This is a genomic window from Paenibacillus sp. FSL K6-1330 (genome assembly GCF_037976825.1).
GTDB lineage: Bacteria > Bacillota > Bacilli > Paenibacillales > Paenibacillaceae > Paenibacillus_AQ.
In genome coordinates this window covers 4,590,308-4,609,549 of the sequence record NZ_CP150269.1, presented here as the reverse complement: position 1 = coordinate 4,609,549, position 19,242 = coordinate 4,590,308, and the positions used below count along the sequence as shown (strand labels likewise).

General features: G+C 49.4%; 18 protein-coding genes. 15 read left to right on the top strand and 3 right to left on the bottom strand.

The window, feature by feature from the left end:
- Positions 1 to 27 precede the first annotated feature (27 nt).
- Entirely contained in the window at positions 28 to 366 is a 339-nt protein-coding gene (locus NYE54_RS20780; RefSeq protein ID WP_339265901.1) for a DUF3221 domain-containing protein, read from the top strand.
- Positions 367 to 1,100: 734 nt separating this feature from the next.
- Here the strand turns inward: NYE54_RS20780 and NYE54_RS20775 are convergent.
- Positions 1,101 to 1,382, bottom strand: coding sequence for a CD3324 family protein (locus NYE54_RS20775; protein ID WP_006211013.1), 282 nt, complete (start codon positions 1,380 to 1,382; stop codon positions 1,101 to 1,103).
- A 437-nt stretch (positions 1,383 to 1,819) separates the two neighbouring features.
- On the opposite strand from NYE54_RS20775, the gene NYE54_RS20770 reads away from it, so the two are divergent.
- From NYE54_RS20770 to NYE54_RS20720, 11 genes are all read left to right on the top strand, one after another.
- On the top strand, positions 1,820 to 3,520 hold the full coding sequence (locus tag NYE54_RS20770) for a GAF domain-containing sensor histidine kinase (RefSeq protein ID WP_339265899.1): 1,701 nt from the start codon (positions 1,820 to 1,822) through the stop codon (positions 3,518 to 3,520).
- On the top strand, positions 3,517 to 4,182 hold the full coding sequence (locus NYE54_RS20765; RefSeq protein WP_339265898.1) for a response regulator transcription factor: 666 nt from the start codon (positions 3,517 to 3,519) through the stop codon (positions 4,180 to 4,182). The genes NYE54_RS20770 and NYE54_RS20765 overlap by 4 nt, the downstream gene beginning before the upstream one ends.
- Positions 4,183 to 4,361: 179 nt before the next feature.
- Positions 4,362 to 4,922, top strand: coding sequence for an NADPH-dependent FMN reductase (locus tag NYE54_RS20760; protein WP_098746458.1), 561 nt, complete (start codon positions 4,362 to 4,364; stop codon positions 4,920 to 4,922).
- Positions 4,919 to 6,631, top strand: a complete 1,713-nt coding sequence (locus NYE54_RS20755) for a VOC family protein (protein WP_339265895.1) — start codon at positions 4,919 to 4,921, stop codon at positions 6,629 to 6,631. Before NYE54_RS20760 ends, NYE54_RS20755 begins: the two co-directional genes overlap by 4 nt.
- Before the next feature lie 103 nt (positions 6,632 to 6,734).
- Complete coding sequence (locus tag NYE54_RS20750; RefSeq protein ID WP_339265893.1) at positions 6,735 to 7,277, top strand: NAD(P)H-dependent oxidoreductase; 543 nt, start codon at positions 6,735 to 6,737, stop codon at positions 7,275 to 7,277.
- Between the two features lie 119 nt (positions 7,278 to 7,396).
- Positions 7,397 to 9,016, top strand: coding sequence for a response regulator transcription factor (locus NYE54_RS20745; RefSeq protein ID WP_339265891.1), 1,620 nt, complete (start codon positions 7,397 to 7,399; stop codon positions 9,014 to 9,016).
- Positions 9,013 to 10,809: a sensor histidine kinase gene (locus NYE54_RS20740; protein WP_339265890.1), complete on the top strand. Its 1,797-nt coding sequence runs from the start codon at positions 9,013 to 9,015 to the stop codon at positions 10,807 to 10,809. The genes NYE54_RS20745 and NYE54_RS20740 overlap by 4 nt, the downstream gene beginning before the upstream one ends.
- Positions 10,806 to 11,786, top strand: coding sequence for a substrate-binding domain-containing protein (locus NYE54_RS20735; protein WP_339265888.1), 981 nt, complete (start codon positions 10,806 to 10,808; stop codon positions 11,784 to 11,786). Before NYE54_RS20740 ends, NYE54_RS20735 begins: the two co-directional genes overlap by 4 nt.
- 133 nt (positions 11,787 to 11,919) lie before the next feature.
- On the top strand, positions 11,920 to 13,419 hold the full coding sequence (locus tag NYE54_RS20730; protein WP_339265886.1) for a sugar ABC transporter ATP-binding protein: 1,500 nt from the start codon (positions 11,920 to 11,922) through the stop codon (positions 13,417 to 13,419).
- A 34-nt stretch (positions 13,420 to 13,453) separates the two neighbouring features.
- A complete protein-coding gene (locus NYE54_RS20725; RefSeq protein WP_076321977.1) occupies positions 13,454 to 14,422 on the top strand; it encodes an ABC transporter permease in 969 nt (322 codons plus the stop codon).
- A gap of 108 nt (positions 14,423 to 14,530) precedes the next feature.
- On the top strand, positions 14,531 to 15,559 hold the full coding sequence (locus tag NYE54_RS20720; protein WP_339273587.1) for an ABC transporter substrate-binding protein: 1,029 nt from the start codon (positions 14,531 to 14,533) through the stop codon (positions 15,557 to 15,559).
- Positions 15,560 to 15,782: 223 nt separating this feature from the next.
- Here NYE54_RS20720 and NYE54_RS20715 read toward each other — a convergent pair whose 3' ends face one another.
- Positions 15,783 to 16,328 carry an AAA family ATPase gene (locus NYE54_RS20715; RefSeq protein ID WP_339265883.1) on the bottom strand — a complete coding sequence of 182 codons (546 nt, stop codon included), beginning with the start codon at positions 16,326 to 16,328 and terminating at the stop codon, positions 15,783 to 15,785.
- 385 nt (positions 16,329 to 16,713) lie between these two features.
- On the opposite strand from NYE54_RS20715, the gene hxlA reads away from it, so the two are divergent.
- From hxlA to NYE54_RS20700, 3 genes are all read left to right on the top strand, one after another.
- Positions 16,714 to 17,346, top strand: coding sequence for a 3-hexulose-6-phosphate synthase (hxlA, locus tag NYE54_RS20710; RefSeq protein WP_339265881.1), 633 nt, complete (start codon positions 16,714 to 16,716; stop codon positions 17,344 to 17,346).
- Positions 17,347 to 17,352: 6 nt separating this feature from the next.
- Complete coding sequence (gene hxlB, locus NYE54_RS20705) at positions 17,353 to 17,916, top strand: 6-phospho-3-hexuloisomerase (RefSeq protein WP_339265879.1); 564 nt, start codon at positions 17,353 to 17,355, stop codon at positions 17,914 to 17,916.
- 80 nt (positions 17,917 to 17,996) lie between these two features.
- Positions 17,997 to 18,416 carry a helix-turn-helix domain-containing protein gene (locus tag NYE54_RS20700; protein WP_339265878.1) on the top strand — a complete coding sequence of 140 codons (420 nt, stop codon included), beginning with the start codon at positions 17,997 to 17,999 and terminating at the stop codon, positions 18,414 to 18,416.
- Between the two features lie 296 nt (positions 18,417 to 18,712).
- Here NYE54_RS20700 and NYE54_RS20695 read toward each other — a convergent pair whose 3' ends face one another.
- A complete protein-coding gene (locus NYE54_RS20695; protein ID WP_339265876.1) occupies positions 18,713 to 19,219 on the bottom strand; it encodes an SRPBCC domain-containing protein in 507 nt (168 codons plus the stop codon).
- Positions 19,220 to 19,242 lie beyond the last annotated feature (23 nt).

The following is a 19,242-nucleotide window of genomic DNA, read 5'->3' as shown; positions in this document are numbered from 1 at the left end:
TAAGTAATACTAACTGGGAGCGAAATTATGTATAAAAAAAAAGCATTTTTAATATGTTTATGTTTATGCTTACTAACTGCTTGTAATGGTTCAAGTTCTGATTATGAGACATTAATTGGTGTTGTTAAAGAGATTGATATAGACAATAAAAAAATCCTAGTCATTTCTGGGTTGAAGAATGAGGATTTACATGAAGATTCTAACGTCTTAATCGAGTCAAAAAAGTATAAAGATGTACTATGGGTAACTGGAACAGATCCTGCTATGTTTACAGTCGGTGAGGAAATTGAGATTGTATATAATTCTATAGAAGATTCATATCCAGGTCAGGTCACTGCGAAAAAAATCAATAGATTAGATCGTTAGAAAATAAATTGGATCAGACTAAGAATTATCATCCAATGAAAACATAGTCTCAGTTAAACAAGAGAATGGACTGCTATTCAATGTCCGTTAGATTAGACATAGAAAGAGAGTTTAATATGCGGCGATCTTCTCCCGAGATTGACTTGGGAAGGGTCGCCGTATTTTCTTTTAAATATATTTTCACTGACTAATTTCGTCGTTTTTGAAATGAAAAAGGTATACACAGTCATTTCAGAGCAACTGCCCTCATCGGCTTATGCTCAGTTTTTCTCATTTACTCAGTCAAATGCTTATCGTAGTTTGTGTCATGTTATTGAAATCACTGATTTGAATCGAACAAGGCTGGCTCATAAAACAACAATTTTACCCTGTTTTGGACTTTTCAAAGTCATTGTGACAAACCACTACTTCGTGGTTTCTTTTTCGCTGACGCAAAGAACTCGGTGGTCAAATAAGTTTAACTCAATGTCTCATTTTCTCCTTTTTTACTGTCTTCCGTAATAGTATTTTCAAGTCACGGTTTATATCCGATACTTATGCCTTACTTGGCTTATCCCGGATGCAAAGATCAGCATTTTTAAGTCTTCATTATGCTTTGTTATCGATATGCTTAATAGCGCTGACGTTTTTAGCCAGATACAAGTGAGTTTTAATGCAATACAACGTGAAAAGGACTGCGCCCCAGGGGAACAGTCCTATGTTAATCCGTGTACAGACCGTTAAATCTCATCGATTCAGGTCCCTACGCGGGTAAGTTTACTTATGATCTTGCGCACGCTTTCTCCAGACAGGAAGTAGGTCCGTTCCAATTCCTCAATGGACCGTCCTTTGCAGTAAGCGCGATACATTTCTTTATTTCGACTTTCGATGCGTTGTTTGGAACCGCTTAACTCTCCCCAGCCGGCTCTTTGCTCGCTCTGTTTCGGTATGTAGAGTAATTCTCCATCTATATACTGTTGAATTTGCTGCAGCAGCTCGGGGGGAAGCACTTCTCTTCCGTTCTTGTAATGGCCCATCGATGCCCTCCTCTTTCTGTATACATATTTAAGCTATCGTTGAGTTTCAAAACAATTGCATTGATCATGCTTGCCCTCCTCCTTTCGTGATATTGGTTTTTTTGGGTTTTTAGATTTTTGGATTTAAAAATAGATATAGGGAGCCCGCAGCGGGCTCCCATTTAACGGATATTCGCTTTACGCGAATACCACCTCACGGATCTGAATCATTGCAATCAGCCTCCTTTCAGCTCATTTCGTCGGCCCCGACTTCTATATTAAGCCATATGTAGGTGGAAATTTGCAAGAGATAAAACAATATTAATTGTTTTTTACCAAAATTCATGGGGTGAATGATCTGTGAAAAGCCCAAAGGGCTCATAGGGGATTTTGATGGTGTGTGACAGGATTATATAATATAGTTACTTCAGAATGCAAAAAAGAAGGAGCTTTCGTGTATGTCCAATCACGATCCGCATATTCAGGAGTTAATTACGCTGAAAACGATCGCAGAAACGTTGAACGAGTCCAATGAGCTTGCTCCCATGCTGGACGTTGTTATTGCCAAGCTGCTGGAGCTAACGGGACTTACGACCGGCTGGCTGTTCCTGGTGGAAGATCGGGGAACGCATGAATTCGTAGCCAGCCGGAATTTGCCGCCTGCCCTGAGCCGGGATGATAACGAACCGATGAGATGCGGCAGCTGCTGGTGCCTGGAGCGTTACGATGACGGACGCTTGAAAAATGCGGTGAACATTTTGAATTGCAAGCGTCTGGATAACGCCGTTCGGTATCAATGGGGGGATACAGAGGGCATAACCCACCATGCAACCGTTCCGCTGCGATCTGGCAGCCGCAGGTTCGGCGTACTGAATGTGGCTGCGCCCGGGAAGCTGCATTTCACCAAAGAGGAACTGGCACTGCTGGAATCGGTAGCCTACCAAATCGGCAGCGCCATTGAGCGCATGCGGCTGTACGCAGCTGAGCAGCGCCGCGCGGATTTGTTTGCCCGGCTTGGGGAATATAGCAGTGCTCTCGGTGCTTATGCTTCCCAGGCGGTTAACCGGGCCGAATTAACGAAGCAAGTCATGAGTTTAATGGGACGTTACTTTGACTGGCATGTTGCCGCATTACTGGAACCTATCGGTAACGAAATGACACTGCGTGCCCTATACAGCGGAGGTCAGACGACGCTGCCCCATGCCCAATTTCCACTTCCTGAAACCGCACGAATCCGGTCTGGCAATGGAAAGGTCTCTGCGGATTCGGTCAGTGCCGAAGACGCGCAGCGGCTTGCGGATTTATTGGTTGAACAGGGATGGATAGCCTCCATCACCCGAGCGGTTGCGGTTCCGCTGGCGGCTGCGGAAGATACCTCTTTTGGACTGCTTTTGATAGGCTACGATCATTACGGGGATGCGTACCGGGCGGATATGGAGGTGCTCGAGGCACTGGCTGAACATATCGGCATGACCCTTCAGCGTATCCGTCTGGAGGAGAACCGGCGGGAGCTCGCAAGAATGGATGAACGCAATCGTCTAGCCCGAGACCTGCACGACTCGGTAAGTCAAACCCTGTTCTCGTTAGTCATGATGTCCAAGGGGGTGGGGGGAATGCTTGCCGCGGAGCCGCATGAGCGGAAAAGCATGCTGCAGGACACCATCCATGATATACAGTTTTTATCGCAAAGCGCCCTTAAGGAAATGCGGGAACTGATCATGCAGCTTCGCCCACCCGGACTTGAGGAAGGGCTTATGACAGGCCTTAAACAATACGGCGAACGATTGAAGCTTCATGTAAGTTCACATATCAGCGGGATACAGGACCTGCCCCGGATCGTGGAAGAAGCCTTGTGGAGGATCGGTCAAGAGGCGCTGAACAATGTAAGCAAGCATGCGGATACGAAGGAAGTAACGGTCGTATTAACTCTACAGGAAAATGAAGTTGAACTTCGGATCGAAGATCATGGCCGCGGGATTACCAAGCAACGATTGAACGAGCTGACGCGGCATTCAATTGGGTTGTCGAGCATGCGGGAACGGGCCGAATCGCTCGGAGGACAATTCCGTCTATACAGTGTGTACAGAGAGGGAACCATCATTGAGGTTTCGCTGCCCTTAAGGGGTAGATCAACAGAGAAGGGGGGGGATAACGGATGATCCGATTGTTGATCGCTGACGATCATGCCATGGTACGCCGGGGATTGCAGGTTTTTCTGGCTACGCAGCCGGATATCGAGATGGTTGGCGAAGCCGCGAATGGCGAGGAGACGCTGGAGACGGCCAAACATCTAAATCCCGATGTCGTATTAATGGATCTGAATATGCCAATCCTCAATGGAATCGATACGACCGCACGGTTAACAAAAGAACAGCCTCACATTAAAGTCATCGTGCTGACCTCGTTTATCGATTATGACCATGTTTTGCCCGCCATTCGGGCAGGCGCACGCGGCTATCTTCTTAAAGATATTGAGCCTGAGGATCTGGTGGCTGCGATCAGGCGCGTGTATGAAGGCCAAGTTGAACTGCATCCGGATGCGGCAGGCCTGCTCATGACGCATGTTACATCGCCAGCGGGAGCAGATGAGACCAGCGGGTCCGGCCATCAGGAACAGGCAGCACAGTTGGATAAACTTACCCGCCGGGAGCAGGAGGTACTGCAGCTGATTGCATCGGGTATGAACAACAGGGAAATCAGCGAAGCGCTTTACATCACCGAGAAGACGGTTAAAACCCATGTCAGCCATCTGCTCGATAAGCTGGGGGTTGCCGACCGGACACAGGCGGCCATTTATGCGCTCAAGCATGGAATCGTATAAGGATTGCTGTATTTGGCGTACATAACGATCATATCTAAGACTATAGTTGTAGAAGCTCTCAGCCGAAGGCATGAGAGCTTTTGCTCGTAAAATCACTCCAAATGTTGACGATTTCCATGGCTTGCCTCCTCTACAATGGACTTAACAAAACATTCGATATCCATAAGGGAGGCAGTACCATGAAGATTGTGATTATAGCTGGCAGCAATCGTAAGGAAGCAACAAGCACCGTTCTGGCTAAAGCCTTGGAAGCGCAAATGAATACGTTGTTCGTGGAGGTGAAGCTGTTTAACTTGTATGAGACACCGCTCCCGTTCTATTCACCAGACGAGATATTCAACCGCCATGCTGGCGTGCGCGAGCTGCAGCGTCTGTTAATGGAAGCGGATGGAATTATATTGACGACACCGGAGTACCACGGAGGAATGAGTGGGGTTTTGAAGAACGCCTTGGATCATTTGGGACAGATGCATTTCTCAGGTAAACCGGTGTTATCGGTAAGCTCGGCGGGAGGGGCGGTCGGTGTGAGTTCACTGCAGCAAATGCAAGCTACCATACGCAATTTGCACGGAATTAATAGTCCGGAATGGATCTCCATTGGCGGTTCTCAGCGGACCATTTACGAATCCGAAGCGGCAGAAGGCACGATTGTGCTGGATTATCGGGCTAAAGAGGCGCTATCCATCTTTATGGAGCTGGTAAAGAAGGTCAGCGGTAAAGAGGAGGTTGAAACCTCATGATCACTCATTTTGCCGGATTGAAATTAAAAACGGTCTCCATTCAGGGTGTGAAACAATTTTACAACGGACTGCTTCATTTCCCGATTGCAAGCGAAAGCGAGGTTGAGATCGTATTCCAGCCTACACCGGATTTCACACTCGCATTTGAAGAAGCGTATGAATCTATAGCTCCTGCCCATATCGCGTTTGAAGTGCCTTATTCCCAGTTTGAATCCATGATCCAGAAGCTCGCAGAGCAGGTACCTTTGTTGAAATGGCCTGATGGTGAAGTGGTTGAGCGGTTTGATTCCGGCGTGAATGTGTACTTCAAGGATGGCGATGGAAACTTGCTTGAGTTTATCGCGCACGATGATCTGAAGGAAGGGGTACTGGCGCCGAACGGCACCTATGGCGTCCTGTATTTGCGGGAGGTGGGATTACCTGTGGAGGATCCGATAGCCGCAAGATTATGGATGCAGAAGACGCTCGGTTTAACGATCGCCAAGGAGTCGGAGCAATTCGCTTTTGTCATTGGAGGAACAGCCCATGCCGTTGTTGTATCAACAAAGCGCAAATGGATTCCGATTTCGATGTATGCGCTGGCACCATCCCTGGAGATAACTTATGGAGTAACCGACGAACGGTTTCTGGACCGGGTTCGATCCACTCTGGATCGGCGGATGATGGTTTCGGATACCGAGGATGGTTTGCATTTTAGAATGTATGGTTACAGCATCCGACTAAAGATCACAAGCTTTCCTAAAGACATTGCAGTCAGGCTGAATCTGCCAAGTGCAATTGAAGGGAAGGAGGTGAATTCGGTCATTAGTGACCGGTATTTGGAGGATGGTCTTACAGCCTTGAGCCGCGGCGGCGAGATTGGCTGGTTTGAAGGACATGTTGGCGGAGCGTATTTGGCGGCTTATTACATGCAGAAGGAGTTTGATCTGCCGCAAGATGTACTGCAGGGGTTGGCTTCCAATTGCTGGCACTTGCGCAGTCAGCATGAAGATTGGTTCGAACCCTATCCTCCCGAACCTGCGCAGCCTGAATTAATGAATCGATTTATTGAAGGACTGCTGCCTAACCTGACGAATCTGAGTACCTCCGGACACGGGGTAACCCTGGCCGTCTTGGGACTGAAAGCATTGCGTGAGCGTCCGGACTTACTGACGCCGTCTATCGTGCGAGGTTTACTTAAGCTGATGGAAGATGCAGCAGTTGAACACAAGCTTGCCAGGTATTACGGAATTGATGATTATACGAAGCTGGATCGATCGGAGATCTCACTCTCGGAAATACCGCCGTACCGGAATGCATCCGATCTGGCCATTCGTGCTTTATCCGAGTTGGATCATGTGCTGCCGGATCAACACGTTGAAGGGAAGTACTACTTTTTTGCTGGTGAGCTTGAGCATGGCATTACCCACGCCCACGCATTGATTGAGCTGGAACGGCTCGGATATGCTCAGCTTGCCAAGCTTGGTCAAAACAATCACAGGCTGCAAATAAAACTCAACCGTTTAAAGCCACAAGCGCTATCGAATCAGAGAGTTGAGGCTGCAGAGGAAGCTTCGATTACGGATTCGGCCTATTGGAGCGGGCTGTATGAAGATCCGCATGCAATCAAGGTGCCATATGCCGCACTGTCCTTGATGCGGTACGTGCCGCCAGAGAGAAGAGCAGATATGGAACGCGGCGTATGTAAACTGCTCTCGTTGATGAAGTAGGACAAAGGATATTTTGACATTGGTAAAATATGGTGTTAGGCTAAAAATTAGTTGTTAAAAATAGATTGAAATATGCTTAGAAGGCATAGAACTGGAGGGTATCATGAAAGTCGCAATCGTTGTAGGAAGCATTAGAAAAGAGTCGTACAATATGAAACTGGCGGAATATTTGAAGCAGCGCTACTCGGATCAGATTGCGTTTGAAATCTTGGGGCTTCGAGATCTTCCGTTTTATGATCAAGACATTGAGCTGGATCCTCCTGCGGTTGTTAAGGATTTCAAAGAGCGGATTGCTGCCGCCGATGCGGTATTGTGGATCACACCGGAGTATAATTACTCCATACCGGGCGTGCTCAAGAACGCGCTCGATTGGTTATCGCGCGTTGATAAGGTCATGAACGGGAAGCCTTCATGGATTATGGGGGCGTCGATGGGACAGCTTGGAACGGTTCGCGCTCAAGAGCATCTCCGGGATATTCTGTTTTCTGTCGGCATTACTTCGCCGCTGCTTCCGAACAATGAAGTATACATCGGCGCGGTACACGAGAAGATGGATGAGGCTGGCAAGTTAATCCATGAGCCAACCATCGGTTTCCTCGATATTGTGGTGAACAATTTCATTACATGGATGAACACCCGCAAATAAATATGAAGTCATGGAGCCCTTTGGCAGTTGCTTGCCAAAGGGCTTTTCCTGTATATTCACCTCGTAACACGATAGAACCTAAGCAAATGGGATTTGCTTATGAACGGGGGAAGCTTTGATTGTATACGATTCTTATTGTGGACGACGAACCGATTGTAAGGGAAGGGATTCGAAACCAGATTCAGTGGGCGGACCATGGCTTTGAATGCATCGGAGTTTGCGAGAACGGCAGGGATGCATTGGAGACTGTCACCCGCCAACCACCTGATGTGGTGTTAACGGACATCAACATGCCGTACATGGATGGCCTGGAATTGTCCCGCCATATTACAGAACGTTTTCCTAAGACGAAGATCATCATTCTGACCGGGTTTGACGATTTCGAATATGCCCAGCAGGCGGTGAAGCTGCAGGTCACGGATTTTATTATGAAACCGGTTACCTCGGCGGAATTAAGGGAGATGCTTGATAAACTCAAGCTGGAGATGGATGAGGAACACGGACGTACGGAGCACTTGAAGAGGCTCAAATATCAGTTGAATGAGAGCTTGGTCTTGCTTAAGGAACGATTTCTCGAACGACTGGCGTCATCGCCGATGAAGCGATCCGAGATCGAGAGCAAGCTGATTTACTTTGATATTCCGCTTCCGGGGCCGCTTTATATCGCAATAGCAGCGGATAGGGATGAGCTTCGTTCGGATGAAGAGCACGTCGATAATGAGCTGTATGCTTTTGCCTTATACAATATCATGCAGGAATTATTGGCGGGTGAGCCCGGTGCAGCCGTTTTTCGGTACAAGGAGAACAAGGTTATGGCCATTCTGTCGGGCTTCGGCGAGGAGGAGCTGCACGCTCGGGCGCAGGAGCTGGCGGAGGGAATTCGCGGATCTACGAAACAGTTCATGAAATTCACGGTCACGCTGGGCATCGGAACGATTTGCCGTGAGCTTCAGGACATCCGTTATTCCTGCAGGGCTTCGGAGGCTGCATTGGAATACCGGCTCCTGATCGGCCGCGATCAGGTGGTCCATATCACGGATCTTGAAAAGCGGGGGGACGCTCCTCTCCTGGATGGGATCGAAACCGAGTCAGCGCTAATCTCCGCGATCCGGGCTGGTACGGACTCCGAAGTAAAGACGTGCATCCGGCGGTTGATCAGCGAACTTGGAAGCGCTTCAATTTCAATCGAGCTCTGTTATGTTCGGATCGTACGAGTGATGCTTGCGGTTCTTCAAACTTTGATGGAAATCGGCTGCAATGAGAACGAGTTGATCGGCAAAGAGAAAAGTCTGCTATCCGATCTACATTCTTTTCGGTCCTTGGATGAGATCGAGGGTTGGTTAAACGAGGTGTGCGAGCAGGCGCTAAGGGACGTTGCCAAGACGAGAAAGGACTTGACCCGCTCCCAGATGCTGGAGGCGGTCGATTTCATCCAGCGACATTACGAGGATCCGGAGTTATCGATTAAGACCGTGTGCAGCCGGATCTTCATGAGCACGAGTTACTTCAGCGCTCTGTTCAAAACGCATACCGGGAGAACCTTCGTTGAATACGTAACGGAAGTCCGTATGGAAAAAGCAAAGGAACTGCTGAAGCATTCCTCGATGAAAACCTATGAAATTGCGGCAAAGACCGGTTATCAGGATCCACAATATTTTAGCGTGCTGTTTAAGAAACATACCGGAGATACCCCGACCGAGTACCGAAATAAAATGGCGTCAGACGAGGTATGGCCATGAAGGCACCGCAGCGAATCAAAACCATTCAATCCCGCATCGCCAGCTCCTTCGTGATGTTAGTGCTGTTTACGGCGCTGCTGCTGATCTTCATCTCCTATCGGCTGTCCGAATCGGCTGTTCGCGAAACGGCGGAGAGTTATACCTCCGAGCTGATCAATCAAGTGAATGCGAATATCCAAACCTACATTACGGGCATGAAGGACATCTCGCTCGCAGCGATGAACAATCCGAACGTCAGAGAATATCTGGCCTCGGCCGATGAACTGCAGCCTGCGGAACTGGCTATATTGAAAGCGAAGATATCGGAATATTTCCACTCGATTCGGGTTTCGCGCAAAGATATTGCGTCGATTAATATTTTTGGAGCCGGCGACACCTTTATCTCCGATCGGGCGGACGCCGAACTGAATCCCTATATTGCGTTATCGGAGCAGCCCTGGTATCGGCAGGCGAAGGAAAACAAGGGACAGACAGTGATCTCCTCGTCCCATGTACAGCCGGTCATCAAGGGAGAGTACCGCTGGGTCGTATCACTGAGCCGCGAGCTCAGCGGCGTGAATCCTTCGAATGGGCTGGGCATTCTGTTGATCGATCTCAACTTCAAGGTGATTAACGATATGCTCAGCAAGCTGGATCTGGGGAACCGGGGTTACGTGTTTGTGATTGACCGTCAAGGCCGGATTGTGTATCACCCGCAGCAGCAGCTGCTCTACAGCAATTTGAAGACGGAGAGATTAGAGCGGGTAATTTCGGACAAGCAAGGGGGATTTGTCGTGAAGGAGGGCGGGGCAAGCCGGATATACAGCATCAAGGATACGGATTTCGGCTGGAAAATCGTTGGCGTTTTTTATGAGAATGAGCTGGTGGACAATAAGAAGCAAATGCAGCTTTCTTTTGCTATAGCGGGGTTGTTATGTCTTGGCGTGGGCGTGCTGTTTTCCGTTGTCATCTCCCGGAACCTGACGCGTCCCATCAAGAAACTCCAAGAGAAAATGATGGAAGTGGAGAAGGGGAATTTCGATATCCGGGTTCCCGTGGGGCATTCCAGGGAAATCTCCGGCCTGGCCCGCAGCTTCAACGTGATGGTGCTGAAGGTTAAGGAATTGATGGATCAGATCGTGGTAGAGCAGGAAATTAAGAGGAAAAGCGAGCTGAATGCCCTGCAAGCCCAAATCAATCCCCATTTTCTCTATAATACGCTGGATTCCATCATATGGATGGCCGAAAGCAAGAAGCATGATGAGGTGATTCTGATGACATCGGCTTTAGCAAGGTTGTTTCGAGCTTCGCTCAGCAAAGGGAGGGAGATGATACCGATTGCTACCGAGGTGGAACATATAACGAATTATTTAAAAATACAACAAATGCGATACCAGGACAAAATCCGTTTTGCCCTGGCTATCGATCGCGAACTTTACCCGTATCTGACATTGAAGGTGCTGCTGCAGCCGCTGGTGGAGAATGCCATTTATCATGGCATCAAGAACAAGGAAGGTCCGGGAACGGTCACGATTACAGGGAAGTTTCAACATAACCGGATCGAGTTTCAAGTCAGGGATGACGGCATCGGCATGGATCAGTCCAAGGTTGAGACTCTGCTAACGTCCAAAGAAGGCAACCCAGCGAGAAACAGCGTTGGGATTGCGAACGTCCACCAGCGGATTCAGTTATATTTTGGAGCGGAATATGGCCTTAGCTATACGAGCGAGCCCGGATCGGGGACATGCGTAAAGGTGCTCATTCCAGCTGTTCATCCGGAGGAATGGCGGAGCTTGGAGGGGGATGTGCCATGAAGTCGTACATGAGACTGCGATATATTTTACTGCTGCTGATTTCGGTGCTAATCCTGGGTTATGTCGCCTTTCAATGGTCCAAGGCAGAGCCTGGTGCCAAGAAGATCATCGTGGGTGTTAAAGCACTGGATGAAATTGAATTCTGGCGGGTACTGATTGAAGGGGTGAACACGGCTTCTCGTGAATTCGGTGTGGATGTCTCGGTGGTAGGACCCACCCAGGAAATCGAAGTGGACTTGCAGATCCAATTGCTGGAGGAAGCCATCAAACAGAAGCCGGATGCGATTGTCATGGCCGCTGGAGATTATAACCGCCTTGTTCCCGTAGCAGAGTCCATTCGTAAGGCTGACATCCCGCTAATTATGATTGATTCCGCCGTTAATGGTGATTATGCGCAGAGCTTGATCGCGACCGACAATGTGAATGCTGGACAGAAGGCAGGCAAAGAGCTCTCTTCATTACTCCCGGCAGATGCCAAGGTTGCTATCGTCAGTTTCGTACAGGGGACCTCGACGCAGATCGAGAGGGAACAAGGGGTCCGAAGTATTTTGGAGTCGCGCAGCGGCACGGAAATTGTGGGCACTTACTATAGCGAAGGCAAGGAGGAGAGAGCCTATGAAATCACGAAGAAGCTGCTGCTGGAGAGGCCTGACCTGAATGGAATCGTGGGACTGAATGAGCCTTCTACGGTGGGGGCAGGCAGAGCGATTCGAGAACTGGGGCTGGGGGGCAAGGTCAAGCTGGTCGGATTCGACAGCTCGGTGAAGGAAGTCAAGCTGCTCGAAGAGGGAGTCCTGCAAGCCACGATCGTTCAGAAACCCTTCAACATCGGCTATTTAGGCATCAAAACAGCCGTATCCATCATCGAAGGAGACAAGGTGTCACGCAACGTGTACACCGATTCCGTAGTCATCAACAAAGACAATATGTATACCGAGGAGAACCAGAAGCTGCTCTTTCCCTTTGTGGAAGAGTAGCTTCTTCCTTTATGGGGTCCTGTTAACAGATCATAGATTATTCAACATCGATCAGAGAATATTCCATTCCTCCGCAAGGGGAACGATTTGTACAATGATTCATAAAAGGTGCCAGCTTGAGAGGTGAGGGGTTTTGAGCGAAGTATTGATACAGATGGAAGGAATCACGAAGGGATTTCCGGGCGTGCTTGCATTAAATAACTGCCGATTTGAACTGCTGCGCGGTGAGGTTCATGCGCTTATGGGTGAGAACGGTGCTGGCAAATCAACCATGATGAAAATCCTGACCGGCGTATACCAGAAGGATGCAGGAACGATCACGTACAAGGGGCAGCCCGTGGATTTAACGAATCCGAAAGCGGCACAAGACGCGGGGATCAGCATGATCCATCAGGAATTGAACTTGGCGCCCGATCTGACAGTTGCTCAGAATATATTCATCGGGCGGGAGCCGCGACGAAAGCTCCGATTGTTTCTGGATGAGCAGGCGCTAAACCGACAAGTGAAGGAACTGTTCGAGCGGATGGGACTGGACATGGACCCATCCATCAAGGTTTCGGAACTAACGGTTGCCAAGCAGCAGATGGTGGAGATTGCCAAGGCATTGTCTTATAGCGCCGACGTGCTGGTCATGGATGAGCCTACTGCGGCTTTAAGCGAAACCGAGATTGAGGATTTGTTTCGCATCATTCGTCAGCTTCGAGAAGGCGGAGTTGGAATCGTTTACATTTCCCATCGGATGGATGAGATCAAGCGAATTACGGATCGCATTACGGTCATGCGTGACGGGCAGTACATCGATACGGTATCCACAGCTGAAGTTACCACCCAGGACATTATTTCCAAGATGGTTGGCCGGCAAATCTACGAGACCTCGAAGCCGGAGAGGAGCGCAGGTGAACGTGAGACGGTATTGGAGGTTAAAGGACTGAATCAAGGTCGAACTTTGAAGGACATTAACTTCACTCTGAAAAAGGGAGAAATCCTTGGCATTGCAGGGCTGGTTGGCGCGGGGCGGACCGAGCTTGCCCGGGCGATCTTCGGTGCCGACCGCATTCAATCCGGCGAGATCCACGTTCATGGCCGCAAGATAACGATCAAGGGCCCCCACGATGCGGTGCGCCAAGGGATCGGCTATCTATCCGAGGATCGTAAGCGCTATGGATGCGTTGTCGATCTGGATGTGAAGAGCAATGTGGCTATCGCGTCATACGGTAACTTCGTGTGTCCCGGGGGCTGGATGAGTACGGCCAGGATTCGCGAGCAGGCAGAGGAAATAGTGTCGCGATTGAAGGTCAAAACACCACATGTGGACCAGGAAGTAAAGTACCTCTCCGGCGGCAATCAGCAGAAAGTCGTCATCGGCAAATGGCTGACCCGCGATTGCGACATTCTGATCTTCGACGAACCGACCCGCGGGATCGATGTAGGGGCCAAGAGCGAAATCTACCGTTTGCTGAACGATCTAACGGCACAGGGCAAATCAATCATCATGATCTCGTCGGAGCTGCCTGAAATCCTTCGAATGAGTCATCGGATTCTCGTGATGTGTGAAGGCCGGATTACAGGCGAGCTGGAACATGAAGAGGCGACCCAAGAAAGCATTATGCATCTGGCTACAGCGAGAATGTAAGCCGTTATCCATACACGTCAGGAGGAATAAGCAGATGAACATTCAAATCAAATCGGGTGCGCTGCAGCAAGTGCTGGCTCTAGCCAGCCTGGTCGTTCTCATTCTATTCTTTACGTTCTCATCCAGCAATTTCTTTCAGTTCTCCAATATCGTGGGCATTCTTCTCTCGACCGCGGTGATCGGCGTGCTGGCTTTGGGATCTACCTTTGTCATCATTACCGGCGGCATTGATCTGTCCGTCGGGACGGTCATGACGCTGAGCGGTGTTATGACCGGCGTATGCATCACCTTCTGGGGATTACCGGTTCCTGTCGGCATCCTTGGCGGCATCTTGACGGGCGCGCTGTGCGGGCTTCTGTCCGGAACGGCGGTGGCGAAGATGAAGATCCCGCCTTTTATCGCAACGCTGGCGATGATGATGATTGCCAAAGGACTGGCACTGATTATCTCCGGAGCCAAGCCGGTCTATTTCAACGACGCGGAAAGCTTTGCCGAGGTGTCCCAAGGCAGTGTGCTGGGCTGGTTGATACCGGGCCTCGATATTCCGAATGCGGTCGTTATTTTCTTCATTGCGGCGGTTGTGGGTTACCTCATCTTATCGAAGACCATTATCGGCCGGTATAACTTTGCACTGGGCAGCAACGAGGAGGCGACCCGATTGTCCGGCGTCCATGTGGGCTTCTGGAAAATCGTCATTTACACCCTAACCGGCGCTTTTACCGGCTTGGCCGGTGTCATGATGGCATCGAGGCTGAACTCGGCCAATCCGGCCCTGGGTGCCGGGTATGAGCTGGAAGCCATTGCGGCGGTCGTGATCGGGGGAACTTCGCTCAGCGGAGGGAAGGGGACCATCATCGGTACGGTGATCGGAGCTTTGATCATGAGTGTGCTGACGAATGGATTACGCATTCTGTCCGTGCCGCAGGAGTGGCAAACCGTTGTCGTAGGGTTCGTTATCATACTCGCGGTGTATGCGGATATTTTGCGCAGACGCAAAGCGTAAGCCTTTTGTTAGAGCTGCGTTCCGCGCTAAGTTAGCCGAATGTTAACGGGTTAGAAGCTTCCATGGATGGAAGTTCTATAGATGTACTATTTTGATAAACAAGGGGAGATGAAGATTATGAAAAAGCTATCCGTATTGGCTCTGATTCTCATGCTAACTGCAAGTATGCTGGCGGCTTGCGGTTCAACGGGCAATAACGCTGCCGGAGGAACCGACAGTCCAAGCGAGGGCGGATCGGGTTCAGGTTCCAGTTCTGCAGCCGAAGGAGAAATCTACATCCCGATCATTTCCAAAGGCTTTCAGCACCAATTCTGGCAGGCGGTAAAAGCGGGTGCCGAGCAGGCAGGGGAAGAGCTTGGCGTACGGATTACCTTTGAAGGACCGGAGACGGAATCCCAGGTGGATAAGCAGATCGAAATGCTGCAGGCAGCACTCGACAAGAAACCAAGCGCGATCGGCTTTGCCGCATTGGATAGCCAGGCCTCCATACCTTATCTGAAAAAAGCCCAGGAAAACAACATCCCTGTCATCGCCTTCGATTCGGGCGTGGAAAGCGACATTCCGGTCACGACGGCATCGACGGACAATATGGCTGCATCCGCGCTTGCGGCAGACAAAATGGCGGAGCTCATCGGAAATGAAGGCAAAATCGCCATGGTGGTCCATGACCAGACCAGCGTAACGGGGGTTAGCCGCCGCGACGGTTTTAAGAAGCAGATCGAAGAGAAGTATCCGAATATCGAGATTGTTGACATTCAATATGGAGGCGGGGATCACCTGAAATCGACAGACCTGGCCAAGGCGATGATGCAGGCGCATCCGGATTTGAAAGGGATATTCGGGGCGAATGAAGGTTCTGCGGTTGGCGTCATTAACGCAGTAACGGAGATGAAAAAGGAAGGTCAGATCATCGTGGTCGGATTCGATTCCGGAAAAGCACAGATTGACGCAATCAAGAACGGGACAATGGCGGGAGCCATCACGCAAAATCCGGTAGGCATCGGATACGAGACGGTAAAAGCCGCTGTGGCAGCCATCAAAGGGGAGAAGGTTGAACCGCAGATCGATACGGGATTCTACTGGTACGACAAAAACAATATCGATAGCGACGAGATCAAAGCCGTGATCTATGAGTAAAATGAAATGAAGGGGAGCCCTATACGGGGCTCCCCTTAACGTGGCATCCGCTTACGCAGATGCCACCTCCATATTCTGAATCAATTCGTTCAGCCTCCTTTCCGATCATTTGGTCCAGCCGGACATCTATATTAAACCATGGCTGACGGCGGGAATGAAGTGAATAAACAGGCTTAATTGTTTTTTACCAGGAAGCCTTGTCATGAATGATACCGGGTTTATTTTAACGGATCTGCCCCTCGTCCCACATCCGCTTCCAAATCTCTTCAACCGTTTCTTCAGGAGATAAATCGGAGGTATCCAGCCACAGGCCGATCCTTGGCGTTTCGATAGTCAACCGCCGGTTCAGCTCGTAGATGGTCCATACCCCGTAGCCTTTTTTGTCACGTATCTGCTCGCGTGCGCTAATGGCATTCTCGGATGGGTTCAGTACAACAACGAAGACAGGAAGGTCGTTTAGCATTTCGGTTATTTGGTGCAGCGCCGGGCCGAGAATGACGTCCTGCAGAACGACATGAAAACCGGCTTCAGCATAGGTTCTGGCAGCGGAGGCGGATAGCTGATACCGTAATGCGAGCTGCCTCTCCGCCTCTAGCGAAGCATCCGGAAGCATTTCTTCTCTGCCCCTGACTATCATTTTCCGAAACGAGTCCCCTCGCAAATGGACCCCGCGTTCAAACTTCTCCGCTAGCAGCTGGGCTACCGTCGACTTACCAGAGGCCATGACGCCAGTGACGACGATAACGGCTGGTTGACCTAAATATGACATCGCGTTTCCTCCAGTTTTCAAATGAAGGGGAGCCCTATATAGGGCTCCCCTAAACGTGACACCCGCTTATGCGGATGCCACCTCCATATTCTGAATCAATTCGTTCAGCCTCCTTTCCGATCATTTTGTCCGGCCTGACAATTATATTAAACCACAGCCGGATGTCAGTCGAAAGTGAACAAACAGGCTTAATTGTTTTTTACCAGCCGCATTGAGACAGCATGCATAACAGAAAAAAATGAAGCAACTAACCCTTGTCCCTCCATATTACTTACTTCCACGTAAGTATCTCACTTATAAGTACGTACTTCCGTAAAGTAAACTGTCTACTCTACAATAATTGTGTAGTTATTAACCAATACACTCATAAGGAGAGATTGACAATATGGAACTTCAATTGGCATTGGATTTGGTGAATATTCCGGAAGCAAAACAAGTGGTGGCTGAAGTCGCCGAGTTTATCGATATCGTGGAGATCGGCACGCCGGTTGTCATTAACGAAGGGCTTCATGCCGTAAAAGCGATTAAAGAGGCTTTCCCGCATCTGCGCGTGCTGGCCGATCTAAAAATTATGGATGCGGGCGGTTATGAGGTCATGAAGGCATCCGAAGCGGGCGCGGATATCATTACGGTGCTTGGCGTATCCGACGATTCCACGATCAGAGGCGCGGTGGCGGAAGCCCTCAAGCAAGGCAAGCAGGTCATGGTGGATATGATCAACGTAAAGGACATTGAAGGAAGAGCACGGGAGATTGATGCTTTCGGCGTCGATTACATTTGCGTGCATTCCGGCTACGATCACCAGGCGGAAGGTAAAAACTCATTCGAGGAATTGGCGGCGATCAAACGTGTCGTTAAACATGCGAAGACTGCCGTTGCGGGAGGAATCAAAATCGAGACGCTCCCTGAGGTGATCCAGGCGAATCCCGATCTCGTCATCGTCGGCGGCGGAATTACAAGCCAAACGGACAAGAAGGTTGCAGCGGCTCAAATGAACCAACTTGTGAAGCAGGCTTAAATCAGAATGAGTCAAAAGATATTTCAACAAGCAGCCGTCGTTGCCAAGGAAATCGCGGAATCCATACAGCAGGTTGATGCTGTCCAGGTCGAGGAATTAATTGAACGGATCGAGCAATCCGATGCTATTTTCTTGGCAGGGGGCGGCAGATCCGGTCTGATGATCCGAGCATTTGCGATGCGGTTAATGCAGATGGGATATAAGGTGCATATCGTCGGCGATACGGTAACCCCGGCCATCGGCGCGCGGGATTTACTATTTATCGGTTCAGGCTCCGGCGAAACGCAGAGCTTGGTGGCGATGGCTCAGAAAGCCAAGGATATCGGATCAGCCATAGCAGTCGTAACGGTGAAGCCCGAATCGCGTATCGGAGAGCTTTCCGATGCGATCGTTCAGCTCCCCGGAAGCACCAAGGATCAGAATCAAGATACACTCGTCACTGTTCAACCGATGGCCTCTTTATTTGAACAGACGATGCTGATCGTGCTGGATGCGGTCATCCTGAGATTGATGGAGAAGAGTGAGCTCCACTCGGACCAAATGTTTGGCCTGCATGCCAATTTGGAGTAGGGTGCTGTCATGTGATATTTTCCACTTTGTTGATATAACCGCGACCGTTGTATACTGTAGGGAAGAAGGGGTGATGCATTATGGCAAGTGAAGTCAAACAGCGAATCAATCTGAAGGAAATAAACTGCCATAAAGAGTTAACCCTGGCGGTTATCGGCGGCAAATGGAAGCTGATCATCCTATGGCATCTTGGTTTAGAGGGCGTTAAACGCTTCGGTGAGCTAAATCGAATGATTCCTCATATCACGCAAAAAATGCTGACCAATCAGCTCCGCGAATTGGAGGAAGATCAACTGGTCCATCGTGTAGTTTACCCCGAGGTTCCGCCTCGGGTCGAATATTCGCTCACGCCCTACGGGGAGAGTCTTATGCCGATCTTGAAATTGATGTACGATTGGGGAAAAGATTACGGCGAACAGGTCATCTGGAAAGACGGTGAGAAGCCTGAGGATAAAGACGATGAACAGGCAACGGAACAAGCAGTTGCCCAGAAGCTGTAATTTCACGAAAATGTATACGAATGCCCGGGCAACGCGGTCGTCACAAATGCATCGAGCTGTAATCAGCGGATTCATACATTTGCCCGGGTTATTTTTACAAGGAAACTTGTTGTTTTTTCGGCAGGATCTGGTGACAGCACGATTCGTTGAAAAATAATTAAGGCGCTGATAGTATGGAAAACCCCCTTAAACTTAAGGGGGTTTTCGAGCAAGATGACGCTGAGCTCTGAAGAATTAAAAAGCGGCGAACAAATAGGTTCGCCGCCGCTGTTTTCGCGCTTCCTTGGTCAATGTAATTATTGCTGGCTTTTAAGATATTCAGCGAGTTGATCAAAAGTACCGCCAAATCCTTGTTTCACCATTGGAGCCATTTCATCAAATGCTGCTTGTTCTTCTGCAGTTGCGTTGACAGGGCCACCCTGCATTGTTAGCGTTGTTTTTCCATCGGCTTCTTCAAGTGTGATAATATTAATAATTTCAAGTGGCCAGCTTGCGTTAAAAGGTGCACGTATAGTGTTACCTTCTTCATCAGAGAATGATTGGATGAATACCAGTTTTTCAGGAACTATGACTTCTTGATATACAAATTTACCCCACATGGCTTGGGTACCATCTGGCGACTTCTGACAACCTAAGAACATACCACCTGGACGTACATCCATTCTAATAACATCTAGTGAAAACCCTTGAGGACCCCACCATTTACCGAAGTGTTCTGGATCCGTCCAAACTTTAAAAATCAGTTCTCGAGGGGCATTGAAAACACGGGTTAGAAGTAAGCCACTTTTGCTTTGCTCGGTCATTTGAATTCCTCCTAATATGAAAG

Bases quoted from the DNA above. Each gene is read 5' to 3' on its own strand.
- NYE54_RS20735 (WP_339265888.1), top strand. From the start codon at position 10,806: ATGAAGTCGTACATGAGACTGCGATATATTTTACTGCTGCTGATTTCG.
- NYE54_RS20750 (WP_339265893.1), top strand. From the start codon at position 6,735: ATGAAAGTCGCAATCGTTGTAGGAAGCATTAGAAAAGAGTCGTACAAT.
- NYE54_RS20725 (WP_076321977.1), top strand. From the start codon at position 13,454: ATGAACATTCAAATCAAATCGGGTGCGCTGCAGCAAGTGCTGGCTCTA.
- hxlB (WP_339265879.1), top strand. From the start codon at position 17,353: ATGAGTCAAAAGATATTTCAACAAGCAGCCGTCGTTGCCAAGGAAATC.
- hxlA (WP_339265881.1), top strand. From the start codon at position 16,714: ATGGAACTTCAATTGGCATTGGATTTGGTGAATATTCCGGAAGCAAAA.
- NYE54_RS20695 (WP_339265876.1), bottom strand. From the start codon at position 19,219: ATGACCGAGCAAAGCAAAAGTGGCTTACTTCTAACCCGTGTTTTCAAT.
- NYE54_RS20700 (WP_339265878.1), top strand. From the start codon at position 17,997: ATGGCAAGTGAAGTCAAACAGCGAATCAATCTGAAGGAAATAAACTGC.
- NYE54_RS20720 (WP_339273587.1), top strand. From the start codon at position 14,531: ATGAAGATTATGAAAAAGCTATCCGTATTGGCTCTGATTCTCATGCTA.
- NYE54_RS20715 (WP_339265883.1), bottom strand. From the start codon at position 16,328: ATGTCATATTTAGGTCAACCAGCCGTTATCGTCGTCACTGGCGTCATG.
- NYE54_RS20755 (WP_339265895.1), top strand. From the start codon at position 4,919: ATGATCACTCATTTTGCCGGATTGAAATTAAAAACGGTCTCCATTCAG.
- NYE54_RS20770 (WP_339265899.1), top strand. From the start codon at position 1,820: ATGTCCAATCACGATCCGCATATTCAGGAGTTAATTACGCTGAAAACG.
- NYE54_RS20760 (WP_098746458.1), top strand. From the start codon at position 4,362: ATGAAGATTGTGATTATAGCTGGCAGCAATCGTAAGGAAGCAACAAGC.
- NYE54_RS20740 (WP_339265890.1), top strand. From the start codon at position 9,013: ATGAAGGCACCGCAGCGAATCAAAACCATTCAATCCCGCATCGCCAGC.
- NYE54_RS20775 (WP_006211013.1), bottom strand. From the start codon at position 1,382: ATGGGCCATTACAAGAACGGAAGAGAAGTGCTTCCCCCCGAGCTGCTG.
- NYE54_RS20765 (WP_339265898.1), top strand. From the start codon at position 3,517: ATGATCCGATTGTTGATCGCTGACGATCATGCCATGGTACGCCGGGGA.
- NYE54_RS20780 (WP_339265901.1), top strand. From the start codon at position 28: ATGTATAAAAAAAAAGCATTTTTAATATGTTTATGTTTATGCTTACTA.